We start from the raw sequence: 19,704 nt of genomic DNA, 5'->3' as shown, positions 1-19,704 counted from the left end.
GAGGGGGCTTGCCCCCGATGGCGGCCTGACCAACGACAAAAATTTTAGCTTTGCGGAGCATCCCTGATGACCACTCAAAACGTTTCCTTCTACAACCTGGCCTGGCGCTGGCATTTCTACGCCGGCCTCTTCGTCGCCCCTTTCATGGTGCTGCTGGCCCTGACCGGCATCATCTACCTGTTCAAACCCCAACTCGACCCGCTGATGTACGGCGACCTGCTCAAAGTGCAAAGCGCCGAGCACGCACTGAGCGCCGACGAGCAGTTGCAACGTGCCCAGGCGGCCTTTCCCCAGGGCAAGATCACCAAGTACCTGCCGCCGGCCGACACCACCAGCAGCGCGCAATTCGTGATGCACGACGGCGGGCGCGAAGTCACCGTCTTCGTCGACCCCTATCGCGGCACCGTACTCGGTGAACAGGATGCAAAAAACAACCTGCAAGCCATCGCCCGCGCCCTGCACGGCGAGCTGATGATCGGCACCGTCGGAGATCGCCTGATCGAACTCGCCGCCGGTTGGGGCGTGGTGCTGGTGGTGTCGGGCCTGTACCTGTGGTGGCCGCGCGGCAAGTCGTCGGCCGGGGTGTTATGGCCACGCTTTAACAGCCGCGGCCGGGTGTTCTGGCGCGATCTGCACGCGGTAGCCGGCTTCTGGGGCGCGGCGTTTTTACTGGTGATGCTGCTCAGCGGCATGACCTGGACCGGCTTCTGGGGCAAGCAATACGCCGACCTGTGGAACACCTTCCCGGCGGCGATGTGGAACACAGTGCCGCAGTCCGATCAGCAGGCACGCGTGCTCAACACCGCGACGCAACAGACCGTGCCCTGGGCCATGGAAAACACACCGATGCCGATGTCCGGCGACCACGCCGAACACATGAACCACGGCGCCATGCACGCCGCTCCCGCCGCGCCCACGGTACGCCTGCAACAGGTGGTGGATCTGGCCACTGCACGCAAAGTCGAGCCCGGCTACAGCATCACCTTCCCCACCACCGCCGAAGGCGTGTTCACCGTCGCCGTATTCGCCAACGACCCACGCAACGACGCCACCCTGCACGTGGACCAGTACACCGGCAAGGTCCTCGCCGATGTGCGCTGGGAGCACTACAGCAACGTGGCGCGGGCCACCGAGACCGGGGTGATGCTGCACGAGGGCAAGATGTTCGGCTGGGTCAACCAACTGATCGTGCTGGTGATCTGCCTGATGATTCTGCTCAGCGCCATCAGTGGCGTGGTGATCTGGTGGAAGCGCAAGCCCCAGGGCGTCCTGGGCGTTCCGCCGTTGCGCCATGACCTGCCGAGGTGGAAAACCGGCGTGGTCATCATGCTCGGCCTGGCGCTGGTCTTCCCGCTGGTGGGGGCTTCGCTGGTGCTGGTGTGGCTGCTGGATCGGCTGGTACTGGCGCGGTTCAACCGAGCAACCGGATGGCCGCCAACCGCCTCATGAGCCACCGGGCCACGCACCCTTACAGCGCGCGCTGTGCACCCTCCCGGAAAACAAGCGCCTACTTGGTGCGTCCGTGCTCGCAGAAGCCTCCTACAACCCGCGCAGCCGGCCCGTTCGTAATAGCAGGCACAGCCTTTGCAGAGCCCCCTTCAGTTCCCCAACCTACGCCCATAACAATGTTGAGTTCTGGAGATTGCACAATGAAGCGTCGCAGCTTGATCAAGGCTTTCACTTTGTCGGCATCCATTGCCGCGATGGGCATGACCTGGACCCTCCAGGCCGCCGAGACCATCAAGGTCGGCATCCTGCATTCGCTGTCCGGCACCATGGCCATCTCCGAAACGTCGCTCAAAGACATGGCGCTGATGACCATTGACGAGATCAACGCCAAGGGCGGGGTGAACGGCAAAATGCTTGAACCGGTGGTCGTTGACCCTGCCTCCAACTGGCCGTTGTTCGCCGAAAAAGGTCGGCAGCTGCTGACCCAGGACAAGGTCGCCGTGGTGTTTGGCTGCTGGACCTCGGTGTCGCGCAAATCGGTATTGCCGGTGTTCGAAGAACTCAACGGCCTGCTGTTCTACCCGGTGCAGTACGAAGGCGAAGAGATGTCGCCGAACGTGTTCTACACCGGTGCGGCGCCGAACCAGCAGGCGATCCCGGCGGTGGAATACCTGATGAGCGAAGAAGGTGGCAGCGCCAAGCGCTTCTTCCTGCTCGGCACCGACTACGTGTATCCGCGCACCACCAACAAAATCCTGCGTTCGTTCCTGCATTCCAAAGGCGTGGCAGATAAAGACATCGAAGAGGTCTACACCCCGTTCGGCCATGCGGACTACCAGACCATCGTCGCCAACATCAAAAAATTCTCTGCCGGTGGCAAGACAGCGGTGATCTCCACCGTGAACGGCGACTCCAACGTGCCGTTCTACAAAGAACTGGCCAACCAGGGTTTGAAGGCGACCGACGTGCCGGTGGTGGCGTTCTCCGTGGGTGAAGAAGAACTGCGCGGCATCGACACCAAGCCGCTGGTGGGCAACCTGGCCGCCTGGAACTACTTCCAGTCGGTGGAGAACCCGGTCAACCAGAAATTCGTCGCCGACTGGAAAGCCTACGCCAAGAAACACAACCTGCCGGGCGCGGACAAAGCCGTGACCAACGACCCGATGGAAGCCACCTACGTGGGCATCCACATGTGGGCCCAAGCGGCCGAGAAAGCCAAGTCCACCGACGTCGACAAAGTGCGTGAAGCCCTGGCCGGCCAGACCTTCGCCGCGCCGTCGGGCTTTACCTTGACCATGGACAAGACCAACCACCACCTGCACAAGCCGGTGATGATCGGTGAGATCCAGGCCGACGGGCAGTTCTCGGTGGTATGGCAGACCCAGGAGCCGATCCGCGCGCAGCCGTGGAGCCCGTACATTCCTGGCAATGACAAGAAGCCGGACTATGCGGTGAAGAGCAACTAAAGCCCCACCACAGGCCAAATGTGGGAGGGGGCTTACCCCCGATGGCGGTGTATCAGGCTATGCATTTATCACTGAACCACTGCTATCGGGGGCAAGCCCCCTCCCACAGTTTTGACCGCGCATGACTAGGACATTTGTTTATGCCCACTGCCCTCCATCGCTATTTCCTGGCCTTGCTGCTGTTGCTGCCTTTCGCCGCACATGCCGGCGACGCCGAAGACTTCCTCGCCGCCAACCCGACCCAACAAGCCAAGCTGCTCCAGGACTGGGCCGCAACGCCTGACCCGGCACGCATCGAGCTGGTGGACGGCCTGCAACAAGGCCAGCTCACGCTCAACGGCGAGACCAGGACCGTGCGCCTGAACAACCGCCTGCGCGGCTTGATCGACAACGTGCAAGCCAGCCAACAACTGCTCGCCGCCGACCCCAAGGTGCGTCTGGCCGCAGCGGTTACCCTGCAAAAAAGCGCGCAACCTGCGCAGCTCAAGTTTCTCGACCAGCGCGTTGCCGCCGAAACCGATGAAGGTGTGCACACCGCCCTGAGCCTGGCCCTGGCCAACCTGCAACTGGTCGACCCCGACCCGGTGGTGCGCCTGGCCGCTGTGCGTTTGCTCGGCAGCACCGGCGACCCGCTCGCCCGCACCCGCCTTGAAGCGCTGCTCGCGCCCGGCGTCGAAACCGATGCCGCCGTGCACACCGCCGCCGAAACCAGCCTGGCCCAGGTCAAACGCAAACTGATGGTGGGCGAGATCCTCGGCCAGGCCTTCAGCGGCATGTCCCTCGGTTCGATCCTGCTGCTGGCCGCGCTGGGCCTGGCGATCACCTTCGGCCTGCTCGGCGTGATCAACATGGCCCACGGCGAGATGCTGATGCTCGGCGCCTATTCCACCTATGTGGTGCAGTTGCTGATGCAGCGCTACGTGCCGCAAGCCATCGAGTTCTACCCGCTGATCGCGCTACCGGTGGCGTTTTTCGTCACCGCCGCCATCGGCATGGCGCTGGAGCGCACGGTGATTCGTCACCTCTACGGCCGGCCATTGGAAACCCTGCTCGCCACCTGGGGCATCAGCCTGATGCTGATCCAGGCCGTGCGCCTGGTGTTCGGCGCGCAGAACGTCGAAGTGGCCAACCCTGAATGGTTGTCCGGCGGTATCCAGGTGCTGCCCAATCTGGTGCTGCCGTACAACCGCATCGTGATTATCGCCTTCGCCTTGTTCGTGGTGGTGCTCACCTGGCTGCTGCTGAACAAGACGCGCCTGGGCCTCAACGTGCGCGCCGTCACCCAGAACCGCAACATGGCGGCCTGCTGCGGCGTGCCCACCGGGCGCGTGGACATGCTCGCCTTTGGCCTCGGCTCCGGCATCGCCGGCTTGGGCGGCGTGGCGCTGAGCCAGATCGGCAACGTCGGCCCGGACCTGGGCCAGAGCTACATCATCGATTCGTTCCTGGTGGTGGTGTTGGGCGGCGTCGGCCAATTGGCCGGCAGCGTCACGGCGGCCTTCGGCCTGGGCATCGCCAACAAGATTCTGGAACCGCAGATCGGCGCCGTGCTCGGCAAGATCCTGATCCTCGCGCTGATCATTCTGTTTATCCAGAAACGCCCGCAAGGACTCTTCGCACTGAAAGGACGGGTGATCGACTGATGAACCAGCCATTGATGCTTACAGCCGCACAAAAGGCCGGCCCCAAGGCGACGATTGCCACCGGTGTGATCATCCTGATCCTGCTGCTGGCCTTGCCGTTGTGCTCTCTGCTCTCGCCGGAAAACCCGCTGCATGTGTCGGCGTACACCCTGACGCTGGTGGGCAAGATCCTCTGCTACGCCATCGTCGCCCTGGCCCTGGACCTGGTGTGGGGTTACGCCGGGATGCTGTCCCTCGGTCACGGTTTGTTCTTCGCCCTCGGCGGTTATGCGATGGGCATGTACCTGATGCGCCAGGCGTCCGGCGACGACCTGCCGGCGTTCATGACCTTTTTGTCGTGGACCGAAATGCCCTGGTACTGGGCCGGCACCGACCACTTCCTCTGGGCCTTGTGCCTGGTGGTGCTGGCGCCGGGTTTGCTGGCGTTGGTGTTCGGTTTCTTTGCCTTCCGTTCGCGGATCAAGGGCGTGTATTTCTCGATCATGACCCAGGCACTGACGTTCGCCGGGATGCTGCTGTTCTTTCGCAACGAGACCGGGTTCGGCGGCAACAACGGCTTTACCAATTTCCGCAGCATCCTCGGTTTCGGCATTACCGAGCCGGGCACGCGGGCGGTGTTGTTCCTGGCCACGGTGCTGCTGTTGGTCGCCAGTCTGTACATCGGCTGGCGCCTGGCGCTGAGCAAGTTCGGCCGGGTGCTGACGGCCCTGCGCGATGCCGAGAACCGCCTGATGTTCTGCGGCTACGACCCACGCGGCTTCAAGCTGTTCGTGTGGGTGTTGAGCGCGGTGTTGTGCGGCTTGGCCGGTGCGTTGTACGTGCCGCAAGTGGGCATCATCAACCCGAGTGAAATGTCGCCGACCAACTCCATCGAAGCCGCTGTGTGGGTCGCCTTGGGCGGGCGCGGCACCTTGATCGGCCCGTTGCTCGGCGCGGGCGTGGTCAATGGCATGAAGAGCTGGTTCACCGTGGCTTTCCCGGAATACTGGCTGTTCTTCCTCGGGGCGCTGTTCATCATCGTCACCCTGTATTTGCCCAAGGGCGTTATCGGCCTGCTGAAGAAATGAGGAACGTCATGCTCGAACCTATTTTTGATGCCGGCAGTGGCCGCGATGCCATCGGCATTGGCCAGGCTGCGGGCAAGGGCCTGAATACCCGCCACGGCACCATCCTGACCCTCGAAGACATCAGCGTCAGCTTCGACGGCTTCAAGGCACTCAACGACCTCAATCTCTACATCGGCGTTGGCGAACTGCGCTGCATCATCGGCCCCAACGGCGCAGGCAAGACCACGCTGATGGACGTGATCACCGGCAAGACCCGACCCAGCCACGGCAACGCCTGGTTCGGCGAAACCCTGGACCTGACCAGCATGAGCGAAGTGCAGATCGCCCAGGCCGGCATCGGCCGCAAGTTCCAGAAGCCCACGGTGTTCGAAGCCCTCAGCGTTTTCGAAAACCTGGAACTGGCGCAGAAGACCGACAAGTCCGTATGGGCCAGCCTGCGTGCCCGCCTGAGCGGCGAGCAGAAAGACCGGATTGATGAAGTGCTCGACACCATCCGCCTCACCGCCTCGGTGCATCGCCCGGCCGGGTTGCTGTCCCACGGCCAGAAGCAGTTCCTGGAAATCGGCATGCTGCTGATGCAAGACCCGCAACTGTTGCTGCTGGATGAACCGGTGGCGGGCATGACCGACGCCGAAACCGAATTCACCGCCGAACTGTTCAAGCGCCTGGCAGGCAAACATTCGCTGATGGTGGTGGAACACGACATGGGTTTTGTCGGCTCGATTGCCGACCACGTGACCGTGTTGCACCAGGGCAGTGTGCTGGCCGAAGGGTCGCTGGAACAGGTGCAGGAAAACGAGCGGGTGATCGAGGTTTATCTCGGTCGCTGAATAGGTGTGGAAGGGCTACGAAACAAGAGCCAGGCACCTGCAGGATTTGAGGAGAGTGTGAACATGCTGCAAGTCGACAAACTGCACCAGTATTACGGTGGTAGCCACATCCTGCGCGGGCTTTCGTTTGACGTGAAGATCGGCGAAGTCACCTGCCTGCTCGGGCGTAACGGCGTGGGCAAGACCACCCTGCTCAAGTGCCTGATGGGCTTGCTGCCGGCCAAGGAAGGCGCGGTGAACTGGGAAGGCAAGGCCATCACCGGTTTCAAACCCCATCAGCGCGTGCACGCCGGTATCGCCTACGTGCCCCAGGGCCGCGAAATTTTCGGGCGGCTGACGGTGGAAGAAAACCTGTTGATGGGGCTTTCCCGCTTTCCCGGCTCCGAGGCCAAGCAAGTGCCGGCGTTTATCTACGAACTGTTCCCGGTGTTGCTGCAAATGAAACATCGACGCGGCGGTGACTTGTCCGGCGGCCAGCAGCAACAGCTTGCGATCGGCAGAGCCCTGGCCAGCCGCCCGCGCCTGTTGATCCTGGATGAGCCCACCGAAGGCATCCAACCCTCGGTGATCAAGGAGATCGGCGCGGTGATCAAAAAGCTCGCCGCCCAGGGCGATATGGCGATTCTGTTGGTGGAGCAGTTCTACGACTTCGCCGCTGAATTGGCCGACCAATACCTGGTGATGTCCCGTGGTGAAATCGTGCAGCAGGGCCGTGGAGAAAATATGGAAAGCGAGGGTGTACGTGGTCTCGTAACCATCTAATCTGTAGCGTCCTAACGATAAGCATAAAGACATGAACCTGCCCGTTACCCCTGCCCTGTTCACCCCCAGCTGGCACGCCGAGCTGGAACTCGGCTACGCGCGTTTCGGCGACACCACGCGCCCGGTGATGCGCCGCCACCTCGGCCCGCTGCGGGTGCAAAAACACCTGTACGCCGAAGGCCCCGAGGTGTGCCAGCACATCATCGTGCACCCGCCCGGCGGGATTGCCGGTGGGGATCGCCTGGACATCAGCGCCCATGTCGCCGAAGGGGCCTGGGCCCAATTGACCAGCCCCGGCGCGGCCAAGTGGTACCGCGCCAGCGGCCCGGCGTTCCAGCAACTCGAACTGACGGTCGAAGCCGGCGCGACGCTGGAATGGCTGCCCCAGGAGACCATCGTATTCAGTGCCGCCCAGGCCGAACTCACTACGCGCATCGACCTGCACGGCGATGCGCGGCTGTTCTACTGGGACGTGGTCGCCCTGGGCCGCCCGGCCAGTGGCGAGCGTTTCGACCTTGGGCACTTTCAATCGCACCTGGATATCCGCCGCGACGGCCAGTTGCTCTGGCACGAACGCCAGCGCATTGTCGGCGCCGATGGGTTGCTCGACTCACCTATCGGTCTCGATGGGCAACCGGTGTTTGCCACGTTCTTGGTGACGGGCGAGATCGCCCCCGAATTACTCGAAACCTGCCGCGCCCTGCCACATGCCGTGCGCGGCGACCTGACCCAACTGCCCGGCTTGCTGGTCGCTCGCTGCCTGGCCAGCGAGGCGCTGTTGGCACGGGGTTGGTTGATTGATTTATGGCGGCTGTTGCGCCCGGCGATGCTGGGCCGCGAAGCCGTTTCACCGCGAATCTGGAGCACATGAAGATCAACATGTGGGAGGGGGCTTGCCCCCGATGGCAGTGGGTCAGTGACAGATGTCTTGCCTGACGCTCCCCTATCGGGGGCAAGCCCCCACCCATAGGGATCTCCAGTGTTTTTTATGAATGTTGTTTGAAGGACCTTGAACCATGGACCTGACCCCACGGGAAAAAGACAAACTGCTGATCTTCACCGCAGGCTTGGTTGCCGAACGCCGCCTGGCGCGCGGGGTGAAGCTCAATTACCCGGAAACCATCGCCTACATCTCGGCGGCGCTGATGGAAGGCGCCCGCGATGGCCGCACCGTGGCCGACCTGATGCACTTCGGCACCACACTGCTCAGCCGTGAACAGGTGATGGAAGGCATCCCGGAGATGATTCCGGATATCCAGGTGGAAGCCACCTTCCCCGACGGCACCAAGCTGGTCACCGTCCACCAACCCATCGCGTGAGGCGCGGCCATGATTCGTGATGCGATTGAAAGCGACCTGCCAGCGATCCGCGCTATCTACAACGACGCGGTGCGCAACACCACGGCGATCTGGAACGAACAACCGGTCGACCTGGCCAACCGCTTGGCGTGGTTTAACGCACGCCAGGCCCAGGCGTACCCGATCCTGGTGTCGGTCGAACATGATGAAGTCACCGGCTACGCCTCGTTCGGCGACTGGCGACCGTTCGAAGGCTTTCGCTACAGCGTCGAGCACTCGGTGTATGTGCGTAACGACCAGCGCGGCAAAGGCCTTGGCCCGCGCCTGATGGAAGCCTTGATCGAACGTGCGCGCAGCGGCGGCAAGTACGTGATGGTCGCCGCCATCGAAAGCGGCAACCAGGCCTCGATCCGTCTGCATGAACGCCTGGGGTTCGTCACCACCGGGCAGATGCCGCAGGTGGGTATCAAGTTCGGGCGTTGGCTCGACCTGACCTTTATGCAACTGGCCTTGAACCCGGGCGCCGAGCCGCCCAAGGAGTGAGATCGATGAGCGCTGCGCAACTGCGTCGAGTCAATGCAGAAAGTTTTGCCCATTACCGCGAGGGCCTGATTGAGCTGTTGCTGGATGCGGTCAAGCACGGCGCGTCGGTGGGCTTCATGGCCGACTTCGATGAGGCCCAGGCCCGCGAATATCTGCACGGCGTTCAGGCGAGCATCGAAGACGCCAGCCTGTTGCTGTGGGTGGTGGTGCGCGACGAACAGGTGCAGGCCAGCGTGCAGTTGGCGCTATGCCAGAAAGCCAACGGCCTGAACCGCGCCGAGGTGCAAAAACTGCTGGTACACAGCCGCGCGCGGCGCCATGGCCTGGGCCAGCAACTGATGCAAACCCTGGAACTTGCCGCACGCCAGCACAAGCGTGGCCTGCTGTACCTGGACACCGAAGCCGGCTCCGGGGCCGAAGCCTTCTACCAGGCGTTGCGCTACACCAAGATCGGTGAACTGCCCGATTACTGCCAAAGCCCGGACGGGCGCTACAGCCCGACCGCCATCTACTTCAAGACCCTGGGGCAACCTGCATGATTCCTGGTGAATATCAGATCCAGCCCGGCGAGATCGAACTCAACGTCGGCCGCCGCACCGTCACCCTGAGCGTGGCCAACAGCGGCGACCGGCCGATCCAGGTGGGCTCGCATTATCATTTTTTCGAGACCAACGACGCGCTGACGTTTGACCGTGCGTTGAGCCGAGGCATGCGCCTGAATATTCCGGCGGGGACTGCGGTGCGCTTTGAGCCGGGGCAAAGCCGTGAGGTGGAGCTGGTGGATTTGAGCGGCGGGCGGCGGGTATTTGGGTTTGCCGGGCGGATCATGGGCGACCTTTAGGGCCTCATCGGGGACAAGTCGAATCGTCGCACCGCCCCTCCCACCTTTGATTTGTGAACGCATTCAAATGTGGGAGGGGGCTTGCCCCCGATAGCGGTGTCACATTCAACATAATTTTTCCAGGGCAACCACACATGAAAATCAGCCGCCAAGCCTACGCCGACATGTACGGCCCCACCGTCGGCGACAAGGTCCGCCTGGCCGACACCGAGCTGTTCGTCGAAGTCGAGCAGGACTTCACCGTCTACGGCGAAGAGGTCAAATTCGGCGGCGGCAAAGTGATCCGTGACGGCCAGGGCCAGAGCCAATTGCTCGCCCATGAAGTGGTCGACACGCTGATCACCAACGCACTGATCATCGATCACTGGGGCATCGTCAAGGCCGACGTCGGCTTGAAGAATGGCCGCATCCACGCGATTGGCAAAGCCGGCAACCCGGACATCCAGCCCGGCGTGACCATGGCCATCGGCGCCAGCACCGAAGTGATCGCAGGTGAAGGCATGATCCTTACTGCGGGCGGCATCGACAGCCATGTGCACTTCATTTGCCCGCAACAGATCGAAGAAGCGCTGACCAGCGGCGTCACCACCATGATCGGCGGCGGCACCGGGCCGGCCACCGGCACCAACGCCACCACCTGCACGTCGGGCCCGTGGCACCTGGCGCGCATGCTGCAAGCCAGCGATTCGTTCCCGATGAACATCGGCTTTACCGGCAAGGGCAACGCGAGCCTGCCGGAGCCGTTGATCGAGCAGGTCAAGGCCGGCGCCATCGGCTTGAAGCTGCACGAAGACTGGGGCACCACGCCTGCCAGCATCGACAACTGCCTGAGCGTCGCTGACCAATATGACGTTCAGGTAGCCATCCACAGCGACACCCTCAACGAGTCCGGCTTCGTCGAAACCACCCTCGCCGCACTCAAAGGCCGCACCATTCACACCTACCACACCGAGGGTGCCGGAGGTGGTCACGCGCCGGACATCATCAAGGCCTGCGGTTTCCCCAACGTGCTGCCCAGCTCCACCAACCCGACGCGGCCATTCACCCGTAACACCATCGACGAACACCTGGACATGTTGATGGTCTGCCATCACCTGGACCCGAGCATTGCCGAAGACGTGGCCTTCGCCGAAAGCCGCATCCGCCGCGAGACCATCGCCGCCGAAGACATCCTGCACGACCTCGGCGCGTTCTCGATGATCAGCTCCGACAGCCAGGCCATGGGCCGCGTCGGCGAAGTGATCACGCGCACCTGGCAGACCGCCGACAAGATGAAAAAACAGCGCGGCGCCTTGCCCGGCGATGGCCCCGGCAACGACAACTTCCGCGCCAAAAGGTACATCGCCAAGTACACCATCAACCCGGCGATCACCCATGGCATCAGCCATATCGTCGGTTCCATCGAGGTGGGTAAATGGGCTGACCTGGTGCTGTGGCGCCCGGCGTTTTTCGGCATCAAGCCGACGCTGATCCTCAAGGGCGGCGCGATTGCGTCGAGCCTGATGGGCGACGCCAATGCGTCAATCCCGACCCCGCAGCCGGTGCACTACCGCCCGATGTTCGCCAGTTTCGGCAGCTCACTGCACGCCACCAGCCTGACCTTTATCAGCCAGGCAGCATTGGAAGCCGGGTTACCGGAAGCCTTGGGTTTGAAAAAGCAGATTGCGGTGGTCAAGGGGTGTCGCGAGGTGCAGAAAACCGACCTGATCCACAACGATTACCTGCCGGACATCGAAGTGGACCCGCAGACGTATCAGGTCAAGGCCGATGGGGTGTTGCTGTGGTGTGAACCGGCTGACGTACTGCCGATGGCGCAGCGTTACTTCTTGTTCTGACTCGACCTGCTGTGGTGAGGGAACTTGCTCCCTCACCACAGTGATTCAGAAGTTCTCGCGTGGGTTGAAGTTGGCTTGCTTGGCCAGCGCCTGCCACAGCGCGATGGTCTCGTTGTCAGCCTGCTTGGGCATCACGGCCTTGAGCTGCACGTACAGGAAGCCACGTTCGCCGGCCTTGTTCAGCAAGCCATGACCCCTGGCGCGCATGCGCTGGCCGTTCTGGCTGCCGGCCGGCACCTTGAGGTTGATCTTGCCGGTGAGGGTCGGCACGGTCACTTCCGCCCCCAACGCCAACTCCCATGGAGCCAGGGGCAAGGTGATCACCAGGTTTTCGCCTTCCACTTCAAACTTGGGGTGCGGCGCAAACTTGATGATCAAGTACAGGTCGCCATTGGCCCCGCCGCCAATCCCCGGCGCGCCCTGGCCTTTGAGGCGGATGCGCTCACCGTCGGCCACGCCGGCAGGGATCTTCACGTTCAGGCTCTTGGTGGTGTTGCTGACGTGCCGGCCCGAAGCGTCATATTGCGGCACCTGGAAGGTGACCTGCTTGGACTCGGTGGACAGCGTCTCTTCCAGGAACACCGACAGTTGCATCTCCACGTCCTGGCCTTTACGCCCTGTGGGTCGGCGCTGGCCGCCGCCAAACGCATCGCCGCGCGAGCCGAAGATCGAACTGAAAAAGTCCGAAAAGTCGCCCGCGTCCTGGCCGCCACCAAAGCCGCCACGGCTCTGCCAGCCCGGCGGCCCCTGGAACGGCTGGCCATGCTGGCCGTATTTGCGCAGTTCATCGTATTCGGCGCGTTTGTCGGCACTTTTCAGGGCTTCATAGGCCTCGGACGCATCTTTGAACTTGGATTCGGCATCCTTTTCCTTGCTGACGTCCGGGTGATATTTACGCGCCAGCTTGCGATAAGCCGACTTGATCTCCTTGTCGTCAGCCGTCGGCTCGACACCGAGAATCTTGTAATAGTCTTTGAAATCCATGGGGGCATCACCATCCGTTATCGATATCGCGCAGCCCGCCACACGGCACACCATGGCTGGCAGCCTGGGAATTGATGTCAGGGCGCGTCATAAGTTGAGCGGCGGCACACAGGTTCAATGCAATGGCTGTGTACCGCCTGGATATGCCCACAAGATTGGGGCAAAACGCGGTCTTTCAAGATGCAATACCGCTATTTTCGACGACGGACGGGTTACCGACCTGAGTAGGATCAAGCGAACAGCTTTTTTATCATCCCCTCGGTGTATTGGTAGTCCATTCGCAGTTCGGTGCCCGCGGCGATATCTTCAGTGGCGAAAAGGGTGTTGAGGATGAACGGCTTGCGCTTTATCTGCGCCCCTGGCCCCACGCCCAGCCACATGTCGGCCTCAACATCAAACCCCACTGTCTCGATGTTATAGCCACCTGGCGCCTGGCGCAGCGGCTTGCCGTTTTCGTCATATTCAAAGTGGGTGTTTATTCGCGACAGAATATTGTCCCCCGATAAATGAATCGGCACCTCCTTCAAAACGTTACCCTCGGCGACCCTCTGGCTGCCCACCTTCATGGTGTAGGTCTGGCCGCCCTGGCCGAAGATCCCCGACGGCAGTACGGTGCCGCCGTATACACCGACGATTTCCCCTTTGGCGATACGCCGGTTGGCCACCACCATGGACTGGCCGATCAACGCCTTTTCACCAGGCACTTTCACATCCTGCGCCGTGAACGTGCGCAGTTGCAGTTGCGCTTCATAGCGTGCACCGACGTGCTCATACCCTTCGAACTGGATGTAGGGTTTGACCTGCGCGGAGGTGTATTGCGTGTCGGATTCCAAGGCCACTCGCCTCTCCAGAGTTCGGATACGGATCGGCCTGCCCTGGTAATCCCGGAGTGGGTACTTGCCGTTGTTGGCGCGGATGTAACTGCCGACCGGATTCGGGTTGGCCGCAAAGTGCACTTCCCGGCGCATGTAACTGAGTTCTGCCGCTGTATAGGGCTTGACCGGCATGGATTCCGACGCGTCGACAAACTCATCGTCAGACCCCGGCTGCACCATTCCGCCCGCCAGGCCTCGACGCCGCCACACACCATTGACGTCAGGCTTGGCGACGATTGCGCTGCTGGTCAACCGCAACGGGTTATCCGCCGCTTGTACCCATAACACGTAATGCTCGCCATCACCCGCATCGGGCATGCTTGCCACGAAGTAGCGCTTGCCATTGAAGTCGACGGCTTGTGCCTGGGACAGTTGCAAGCCGTTGCCATCGCTGTCCACCAACACTTCAAGGCTCGCTGTCGGCACCAGCGCCTGCACCACTTCATCGCGGCTCAAGCGTTCGATCAATTGTGCTTCCTCAATCTCGAACTGCGCCTGCAATGCCTTGACCTTGGTGTCGTAGGTTGCACGGGGCAGCGTCCCGGCATCGAAGTCGCGCTGCAAGGCTTCCATTTGTTCGTGATGGGGTGCGTTCTGTGCTTCAAACTGCGCACGGTATTTATTCGCCACATAGTCTTTCCAGAAGTCTCTGGCGAGCATGGCTTGCAACTCCTGGGCGGAGTTATCCAGGCTGAGCACCCGTTGGCAGGCCGCATCAAGCATGGCCTGGCTCACATTGCCGAACTGGACAAACCGGGCCTGCTGCGGTTGGCCGGGCAATTCAAGGCGATCCTTGAGCCCGTGGCGATACGCCATGCGCACCTCCACCTCTTCCACGGCCCTCAAGGCGCTCTCTCGTTGGGCGGGGGTCAAGCCTTCACGCACGTTGATCGCGGCCCTGCGCTGGTCGATATCCTCCAAGGCGATCTTTTCCAGCTCATCGAGACGGAACAGCCCCTTGGACAGCTTCAGCAGGGCCGCACCCTGGGTCGAGTCCAAGGCAAGTGCCTCGGCGTTGTAGGTCGTCAGCAGGATCTCCAGGTTGCTGAAGGTCAAGGCCGCCCGGTCACAGCAGGCCGCCCGCCCCGCCCACTCGAACATCTCCTTGCGCAACTGCTCGGACTCATTGCTGTTTTGCGTGATGCCATCGATCACCTCCCAGATCCGGCGCTGCAAGTCCTCACGCCCTGCAGGCGCTATTTCCAGGTCCCGGAGCACTTCAAAGAAGCCGTCCGAACCCGGCAACGCACGCAGGGTGGACCACTGGAGCCGGCGCTGCGCCAACTGCTCAGTGGAAAAGCCCGTGGACCAGCGCCGAAACGGAGCATCCGCGCCATGCAACACCACCGGGCCATCCACCGCACTCGTCACGCTGGCGACCAATCGATTGGCTGCTTGCTCGGTGGCGGTGAGCCGGTCGCCGTAGGCGCTGATGCGTGACGAGAGTATTGCCGCCGAGTCGGCAGTCAGGCGGATCCGGTTGTTTTGCAGGGACAAGCGGGTCAAGCCATGCATCTGCCCGACCGCCGGCGGTAACTCACGCAACTGGTTATTCGACAAGTCGAGCCAGCGCACCCCGCGAAAACGCGCGAGGAACCCTTCCGGCGAGGTTCGAAGATTCATATTGCTCAGGTTGAGCGAACCCACATGGCTGAAATCCGCGTCCAGGTCAGGCAGGCTCGGCAGGTTCAGATCACTGAGGTTCAACTCCAGGCCGAAAGGTTCGCCATCATTGGTGAGCTGTTGCGGTGTTTCTTGCCTCCAGCAGCGCAAGATGCGGTCCCAGGCCTGGCGGCGGTCACGCAAAGACCCTGCGTCATTGGCACGCTCGCCGACACGCACATAGCGCTGGCGCTCACCACCGCCTGAAAATGCCCATTCGTTCAACTGCTTGAGCAGCACAGAATGCTCTTGCCAGAGGCGGTTCAGCTGCGCCTCGGCCCCTTCACCCCAGGACCAGATAAGCGCCCTGGCCTTCTGCACGGAGTACTCGGGGTACATGTACTGCACCTTATCGATACGCGGATTTTTACTATCGAAAGCGCCCTCCAGTGCCCCTTGCAACAGGTCGGGTCGAGACCGGGCCAGGTCCTGCCAGTACTTATCGAAGGTTTTCCAGTAATCGGGGGGGAAGCGATTATTCTCAAGCAAGGTGACGTTGTTGATCCGTGCCACGGTTTCCAATTGATCCGCGGGCGGCACCAGGTTGTCCTGCGGTACCTGTTGCAGACGGTTTTGACGCAGGTCGAGACGCTCCAGCCCGGCCTGTTCTCTCAACCCCGAGGGCCAACGCTCGATGCGCGTCCAATACAGATTCAGCTCTCTCAAATGGGGCATGCCACTGAAGTCTGGCGTTACGCCCAATGGGTTACTCGAAAGGTCGAGCACTTGCAGCGCATTGAGATCGCTTAACAGTCCAGCGCTGTGTTCGGTCAACTGCAAGCCATTGGCGTTCAGCTTCAACGACGTGAGCTGCTTCATGTCGCCAATCACCGCAGGCAGCTCGGTCATTTCGGCCCCGGTGATGCTCAAGCTGTTCAACTCGGTAAAGTTTTCGAGGAACAACGCAGTGGAATCTCCACCCCATGTAACATTCGACAACACCAATTCCCGGACATGGTCGAAGCTTGCTTTTATGGCGGGTATATCCACCCGATAGAAGCTGTCCCTGGGCACGCGAATGTGCAACTGGCTCCCGGTCTCACGGCGCCAGCATCGTTTGATCTCTTCGCTCACACGCCACTCAACGCTATGAGGGTTCAGGGCCTGCGGCCCTCTTGCTTGCGCCCAGACCTTCAAGGTTTTCTTCAGGGTGCGGTACTCCAACTCACGGCGGCTCAACTCGCCCCGCACGTCTTCACCCAGCGATTCGATGAACGCCGTGACCTGCTCGTCGCTGAAGGTCGGAAACAACCGCCGTACCCGCTCCGCCGGGAAGCGAAGCACATTCCCCGCCGTCCTTAACAACTGGCGCACCCCAGGCGCGCCGCCCAACAGCCTGGCCATCGGGTCGTAGTCAGGCTTGCGCAACGGATTCTCCTCCAGCACCGTGCGCAACGGTTCTCGCGGTAACGGGCTGCGTTGGATCGCCTGCTTGAGCTCAACGGCACTGCTCAAGCCCAGGCGCTGGCGTTCAGCGAGCGCCAATTGTTTCCAGATAGCGCTGTAGAAATCGCCGGGCATGGAGGCTTGGAAGTCGCCGCTTTCCAGCAGCACCAGTGTGCGTTTATGCGCAAAGTCAGGCGAGCCGATGGCATCCAGCACCGTGCCTTCAGCCGAATACTGACGCAGCTCGATGCGCGAACCGCGGTGCCAGCCCGGCAGGGTTTCCAGGGTGCGCAAGGCCAGGCGCTGGCTATCGAGGTGCGTCTGGGTGTCCAGGTGCAACCCTTCGTAGGCACGGGCCACCCGGGTTTCCTGGGCACACCATCGGGCTTGCGTGGCCAGGGGCTCGGGCAAGCGACGGGTGCTGCGAAAGGCCTGCAACTGATCGGTCGTCGCCCCTTGCAGCACACGCTCAGCGACCGGTGCAGGCAAGGCCGGGTAGGTATCCAGCAGACGTTGTACATCGGCATCGGGCGCCGGGTTCAGCGCTTGGTAGCGTTGCTCCAGCAACGGCCCCTTGAGGCTGTCAACGGCATCGCCGAGATAGTGGCGCAGCTTGCCGGCGCGCACCTCCAGCGACTCCTCGGGGCTGCCGGGAAACGCCTTGAGCAGCGGGTCGACACCCTGCAACGTATACAACAACTCCCGTAGCAAACCGCCCCGGGCCATGGCGCTTTCGGTCACCACCATCACGCGCTTGCTGGCTGAAGCCGGGGCATCGGGTGTCTCCCAGAGCACCTCGCCCCGGGGGCCGATGACTTTCAGCGCCACGTTGTCAGGCAACAGGCCGAAGCGTTGAAGCAGGTCAAATTGCAGCTTGGGTTCGGCTTTCGAGTACACCAAGGGGTCACTGCTTCTGATGCGCTCGGCAAAGGTGGTGAGCTGCTGGTGCAGTTCGAAGCGTTTGAGCGTGTCTTCCAGTAACCACGGCAACGGCTCGTGATGGACTGCGGCCTGGCGCAGCACGTCGGCGTCGACACCGCTGATGCGCAACGGGTCCGCCTGATCGCCAAGCCCGAGGCGCTTGAGCAAGGTCGGTTCATCCCAGGTCAGCGGTTCTTCCAGCTCATGGCTCCATACCCCGTTGTGGTTGTGCTCCAGCTCTGGGGTATAAGCGCCGGAGCGGGTCGGGTGCTGGATGCGGTAATCGCCGGTGAGGGGGTCTTGCTTGACCTGATAATGGGCGTCCTCGAATGCCACCAGTTGCTGCCCGTCATGCTCGTACAGGCCCAGCGCGCTGGCCTTGGCCTCGGGCGCCGGTTTGACAGGCGATTCGTAGGGCGCCAGGTCAGGGTTCCACAGCACCTGCTTGCCGGACGGCATCGTCACAGGTTTGAGATGCTCCACCGCGCTTTGCCATTTGACGGCTGGCAACACCTTGGCGCCGGTGGCAATAAACGCCACGTTCAACGCCACCGATGCAAAATGCGCCCACATTTGCCGCGGCTCGCCTTGCCCATAGGCCTCTATCCCTTCAAAGACTTCGTAGCACATCTGCGACGCGCCCACGGCCAACATGATCGGCCCCAACCCTGGCACCACGAAGGCCGCCAGGTTGAACACGCTGACAGCGGCGTCGAAAAAGCTTTCCAGACGCTCCAGCCGCGCCTTACGGCCCTCGTCCTCGGTGGGTACGGCCACGGCCCGCGCATCACTCAAGATCTTGCTGATATGTGCCTGGCGACTGAGCTGCCAGAGGTCACCACTGAGCAGGAAGCCGTCCATGGGCAAATGCACCAACGGCGTACGCAGCGGATAATCCGTCCCGCCGTTGCCATTATCGGCAGGCTGGTACAACCGGTTGAAACGCGCGAAAAAACCGCCTTGCTCGCGCACTGGCACAAAGCGGCTGAAAAAGCGTCGATAGGATGCGCTGTGCAAGCGCATGCGCAGGTCGACCATGAACTCGCCACTCGAGGCGTACTCCTTGACCGGCTGTTGCGGGTCGCCGGGTAGGTAAACCACCAGGCGCTCGGTACGGTCCGAACGTTCACGGTCTGGCCCGATCAGCAGCGGCCCCACCAGCACACTGTCCAGTACCTTGAGCGCGGCGTAGGTGACCGGCTTGCCCGTCAGCTTCGGCGTGCCGGAACCGGCCACCACCTGTTTGAGCATCTGGTAGGCATCGGCGCTCAACGCGCCGTTTAACTGCAACCGGGCGATCTCGATGCTCAGCGCCAGTTGCTGGCGTTGATGCTCCTCAAGCAATTGCTCCAGCGCCTCGCGCTCTTGGGCGGCGTCGGGTTCGACCACCGCCTTGATGTGCTTCTGGTATTGCGCGCCGAGGTCCAGGGAGCGGCACAGCTTGGCAAATTCATGGGGCTTGATCGCCACCGCGTCGGCGCTGACGGCGGCGAATGTCGCAATGATGTGGGGGTTATCGGGATTCCAGCGGGTAATGAGTTGGCAATCGTTGCACGGCGATGGCTGTTCTTCATCGGCCTCGAAATTGGCCAGGGCCGCTTCCAGCAGGGATGTACCACGGTAGGTGTAGGTCAGGCTGGGGTCGTTTTGCTGCTCAAGCACAAAGGCCCCGTAGAAATCGTCGCGAGCACCTTTGTAGGCGTATTTGCGCACAAGGAACACATTGCGTACATCCAACTCCAGGTTGAACTGCTTTTTGATTGCGTCCTTGAGCGGCTGCTCGGCGAACGCCAGGATGTCGTCGATCTGGCCAAGATGCTCTTCGATTGAATTGAGGGTTTCGCGAAAACGTGTGTGCTGCTCGGCCAGGGTGGTTTTGTCTTGGTGAGTCGCGGCCAGGTACCAGGAAGGAATGTCCATCTCGTGCTGGCCCAGCTCTTCTTGGCGCTGGGGCGTGCCATCCAGGAACCAGCTTGGCACGCGTTGTTTGAGGAAGTCGTAGTGCACGCCGCGCAGGTCGGCGGTAAAGGTTGCATCAGGCATAGCGGTTCATCCGTGAGCGGTAAAACCGCAGCCTAGCCAAACCCCGGCAGGTTCAAGACGTAGCTATGTAGCGCGAATGCCGGTGGATTTACGGATCAC

14 protein-coding genes are annotated in these 19,704 nt (G+C 61.9%); 12 read left to right on the top strand and 2 right to left on the bottom strand.

The genetic code is table 11. The features are described from left to right. Positions 1 to 66 precede the first annotated feature (66 nt). From NDJ82_RS22345 to ureC, 12 genes are all read left to right on the top strand, one after another. Positions 67 to 1,449 (top strand): PepSY-associated TM helix domain-containing protein, encoded by a 1,383-nt coding sequence (locus NDJ82_RS22345; protein WP_250926301.1) that lies wholly within the window; start codon positions 67 to 69, stop codon positions 1,447 to 1,449. 200 nt (positions 1,450 to 1,649) lie between these two features. Next, positions 1,650 to 2,915: an urea ABC transporter substrate-binding protein gene (gene urtA / locus NDJ82_RS22340; protein WP_099583624.1), complete on the top strand. Its 1,266-nt coding sequence runs from the start codon at positions 1,650 to 1,652 to the stop codon at positions 2,913 to 2,915. Between the two features lie 140 nt (positions 2,916 to 3,055). Continuing rightward, positions 3,056 to 4,558, top strand: a complete 1,503-nt coding sequence (gene urtB / locus NDJ82_RS22335) for an urea ABC transporter permease subunit UrtB (protein ID WP_158878509.1) — start codon at positions 3,056 to 3,058, stop codon at positions 4,556 to 4,558. Next, complete coding sequence (urtC, locus tag NDJ82_RS22330) at positions 4,558 to 5,625, top strand: urea ABC transporter permease subunit UrtC (protein WP_112193181.1); 1,068 nt, start codon at positions 4,558 to 4,560, stop codon at positions 5,623 to 5,625. Before urtB ends, urtC begins: the two co-directional genes overlap by 1 nt. Beyond that, positions 5,622 to 6,455 carry an urea ABC transporter ATP-binding protein UrtD gene (gene urtD, locus NDJ82_RS22325; protein ID WP_099583627.1) on the top strand — a complete coding sequence of 278 codons (834 nt, stop codon included), beginning with the start codon at positions 5,622 to 5,624 and terminating at the stop codon, positions 6,453 to 6,455. Before urtC ends, urtD begins: the two co-directional genes overlap by 4 nt. A gap of 63 nt (positions 6,456 to 6,518) precedes the next feature. Beyond that, positions 6,519 to 7,217, top strand: a complete 699-nt coding sequence (gene urtE, locus NDJ82_RS22320; protein WP_099583628.1) for an urea ABC transporter ATP-binding subunit UrtE — start codon at positions 6,519 to 6,521, stop codon at positions 7,215 to 7,217. Between the two features lie 31 nt (positions 7,218 to 7,248). Next, positions 7,249 to 8,088 (top strand): urease accessory protein UreD, encoded by an 840-nt coding sequence (locus tag NDJ82_RS22315; protein WP_250926300.1) that lies wholly within the window; start codon positions 7,249 to 7,251, stop codon positions 8,086 to 8,088. A 145-nt stretch (positions 8,089 to 8,233) separates the two neighbouring features. After that, positions 8,234 to 8,536 carry an urease subunit gamma gene (locus NDJ82_RS22310; RefSeq protein ID WP_010213535.1) on the top strand — a complete coding sequence of 101 codons (303 nt, stop codon included), beginning with the start codon at positions 8,234 to 8,236 and terminating at the stop codon, positions 8,534 to 8,536. 9 nt (positions 8,537 to 8,545) lie between these two features. Next, entirely contained in the window at positions 8,546 to 9,058 is a 513-nt protein-coding gene (locus NDJ82_RS22305; protein ID WP_099583630.1) for a GNAT family N-acetyltransferase, read from the top strand. A 5-nt stretch (positions 9,059 to 9,063) separates the two neighbouring features. Beyond that, positions 9,064 to 9,597 carry a GNAT family N-acetyltransferase gene (locus NDJ82_RS22300; RefSeq protein ID WP_099583631.1) on the top strand — a complete coding sequence of 178 codons (534 nt, stop codon included), beginning with the start codon at positions 9,064 to 9,066 and terminating at the stop codon, positions 9,595 to 9,597. Continuing rightward, on the top strand, positions 9,594 to 9,899 hold the full coding sequence (locus NDJ82_RS22295) for an urease subunit beta (RefSeq protein ID WP_065947146.1): 306 nt from the start codon (positions 9,594 to 9,596) through the stop codon (positions 9,897 to 9,899). Before NDJ82_RS22300 ends, NDJ82_RS22295 begins: the two co-directional genes overlap by 4 nt. A 134-nt stretch (positions 9,900 to 10,033) precedes the next feature. After that, positions 10,034 to 11,734, top strand: a complete 1,701-nt coding sequence (gene ureC / locus NDJ82_RS22290) for an urease subunit alpha (RefSeq protein WP_099583633.1) — start codon at positions 10,034 to 10,036, stop codon at positions 11,732 to 11,734. Between the two features lie 45 nt (positions 11,735 to 11,779). Here ureC and NDJ82_RS22285 read toward each other — a convergent pair whose 3' ends face one another. After that, complete coding sequence (locus NDJ82_RS22285) at positions 11,780 to 12,718, bottom strand: DnaJ C-terminal domain-containing protein (RefSeq protein ID WP_099583634.1); 939 nt, start codon at positions 12,716 to 12,718, stop codon at positions 11,780 to 11,782. Positions 12,719 to 12,948: 230 nt separating this feature from the next. After that, positions 12,949 to 19,605 carry a dermonecrotic toxin domain-containing protein gene (locus tag NDJ82_RS22280; protein WP_250926299.1) on the bottom strand — a complete coding sequence of 2,219 codons (6,657 nt, stop codon included), beginning with the start codon at positions 19,603 to 19,605 and terminating at the stop codon, positions 12,949 to 12,951. Positions 19,606 to 19,704 lie beyond the last annotated feature (99 nt).

Origin of the sequence: Pseudomonas sp. SR18 (genome assembly GCF_023701505.1) — a bacterium.
GTDB classification, from domain to species: Bacteria; Pseudomonadota; Gammaproteobacteria; order Pseudomonadales; family Pseudomonadaceae; genus Aquipseudomonas; species Aquipseudomonas cyclaminis.
The sequence above is the reverse complement of the archived record's forward strand: the minus strand, read 5'-3'. Positions and strand labels throughout refer to the sequence as shown.

Excerpts from the sequence above, each read along its gene's own strand:
- urtD (WP_099583627.1), top strand. The coding sequence starts at position 5,622 with ATGAGGAACGTCATGCTCGAACCTATTTTTGATGCCGGCAGTGGCCGC.
- NDJ82_RS22315 (WP_250926300.1), top strand. The coding sequence starts at position 7,249 with ATGAACCTGCCCGTTACCCCTGCCCTGTTCACCCCCAGCTGGCACGCC.
- NDJ82_RS22295 (WP_065947146.1), top strand. The coding sequence starts at position 9,594 with ATGATTCCTGGTGAATATCAGATCCAGCCCGGCGAGATCGAACTCAAC.
- NDJ82_RS22305 (WP_099583630.1), top strand. The coding sequence starts at position 8,546 with ATGATTCGTGATGCGATTGAAAGCGACCTGCCAGCGATCCGCGCTATC.
- urtC (WP_112193181.1), top strand. The coding sequence starts at position 4,558 with ATGAACCAGCCATTGATGCTTACAGCCGCACAAAAGGCCGGCCCCAAG.
- ureC (WP_099583633.1), top strand. The coding sequence starts at position 10,034 with ATGAAAATCAGCCGCCAAGCCTACGCCGACATGTACGGCCCCACCGTC.
- urtE (WP_099583628.1), top strand. The coding sequence starts at position 6,519 with ATGCTGCAAGTCGACAAACTGCACCAGTATTACGGTGGTAGCCACATC.
- NDJ82_RS22310 (WP_010213535.1), top strand. The coding sequence starts at position 8,234 with ATGGACCTGACCCCACGGGAAAAAGACAAACTGCTGATCTTCACCGCA.
- NDJ82_RS22345 (WP_250926301.1), top strand. The coding sequence starts at position 67 with ATGACCACTCAAAACGTTTCCTTCTACAACCTGGCCTGGCGCTGGCAT.
- urtA (WP_099583624.1), top strand. The coding sequence starts at position 1,650 with ATGAAGCGTCGCAGCTTGATCAAGGCTTTCACTTTGTCGGCATCCATT.
- NDJ82_RS22285 (WP_099583634.1), bottom strand. The coding sequence starts at position 12,718 with ATGGATTTCAAAGACTATTACAAGATTCTCGGTGTCGAGCCGACGGCT.
- NDJ82_RS22300 (WP_099583631.1), top strand. The coding sequence starts at position 9,064 with ATGAGCGCTGCGCAACTGCGTCGAGTCAATGCAGAAAGTTTTGCCCAT.
- urtB (WP_158878509.1), top strand. The coding sequence starts at position 3,056 with ATGCCCACTGCCCTCCATCGCTATTTCCTGGCCTTGCTGCTGTTGCTG.
- NDJ82_RS22280 (WP_250926299.1), bottom strand. The coding sequence starts at position 19,605 with ATGCCTGATGCAACCTTTACCGCCGACCTGCGCGGCGTGCACTACGAC.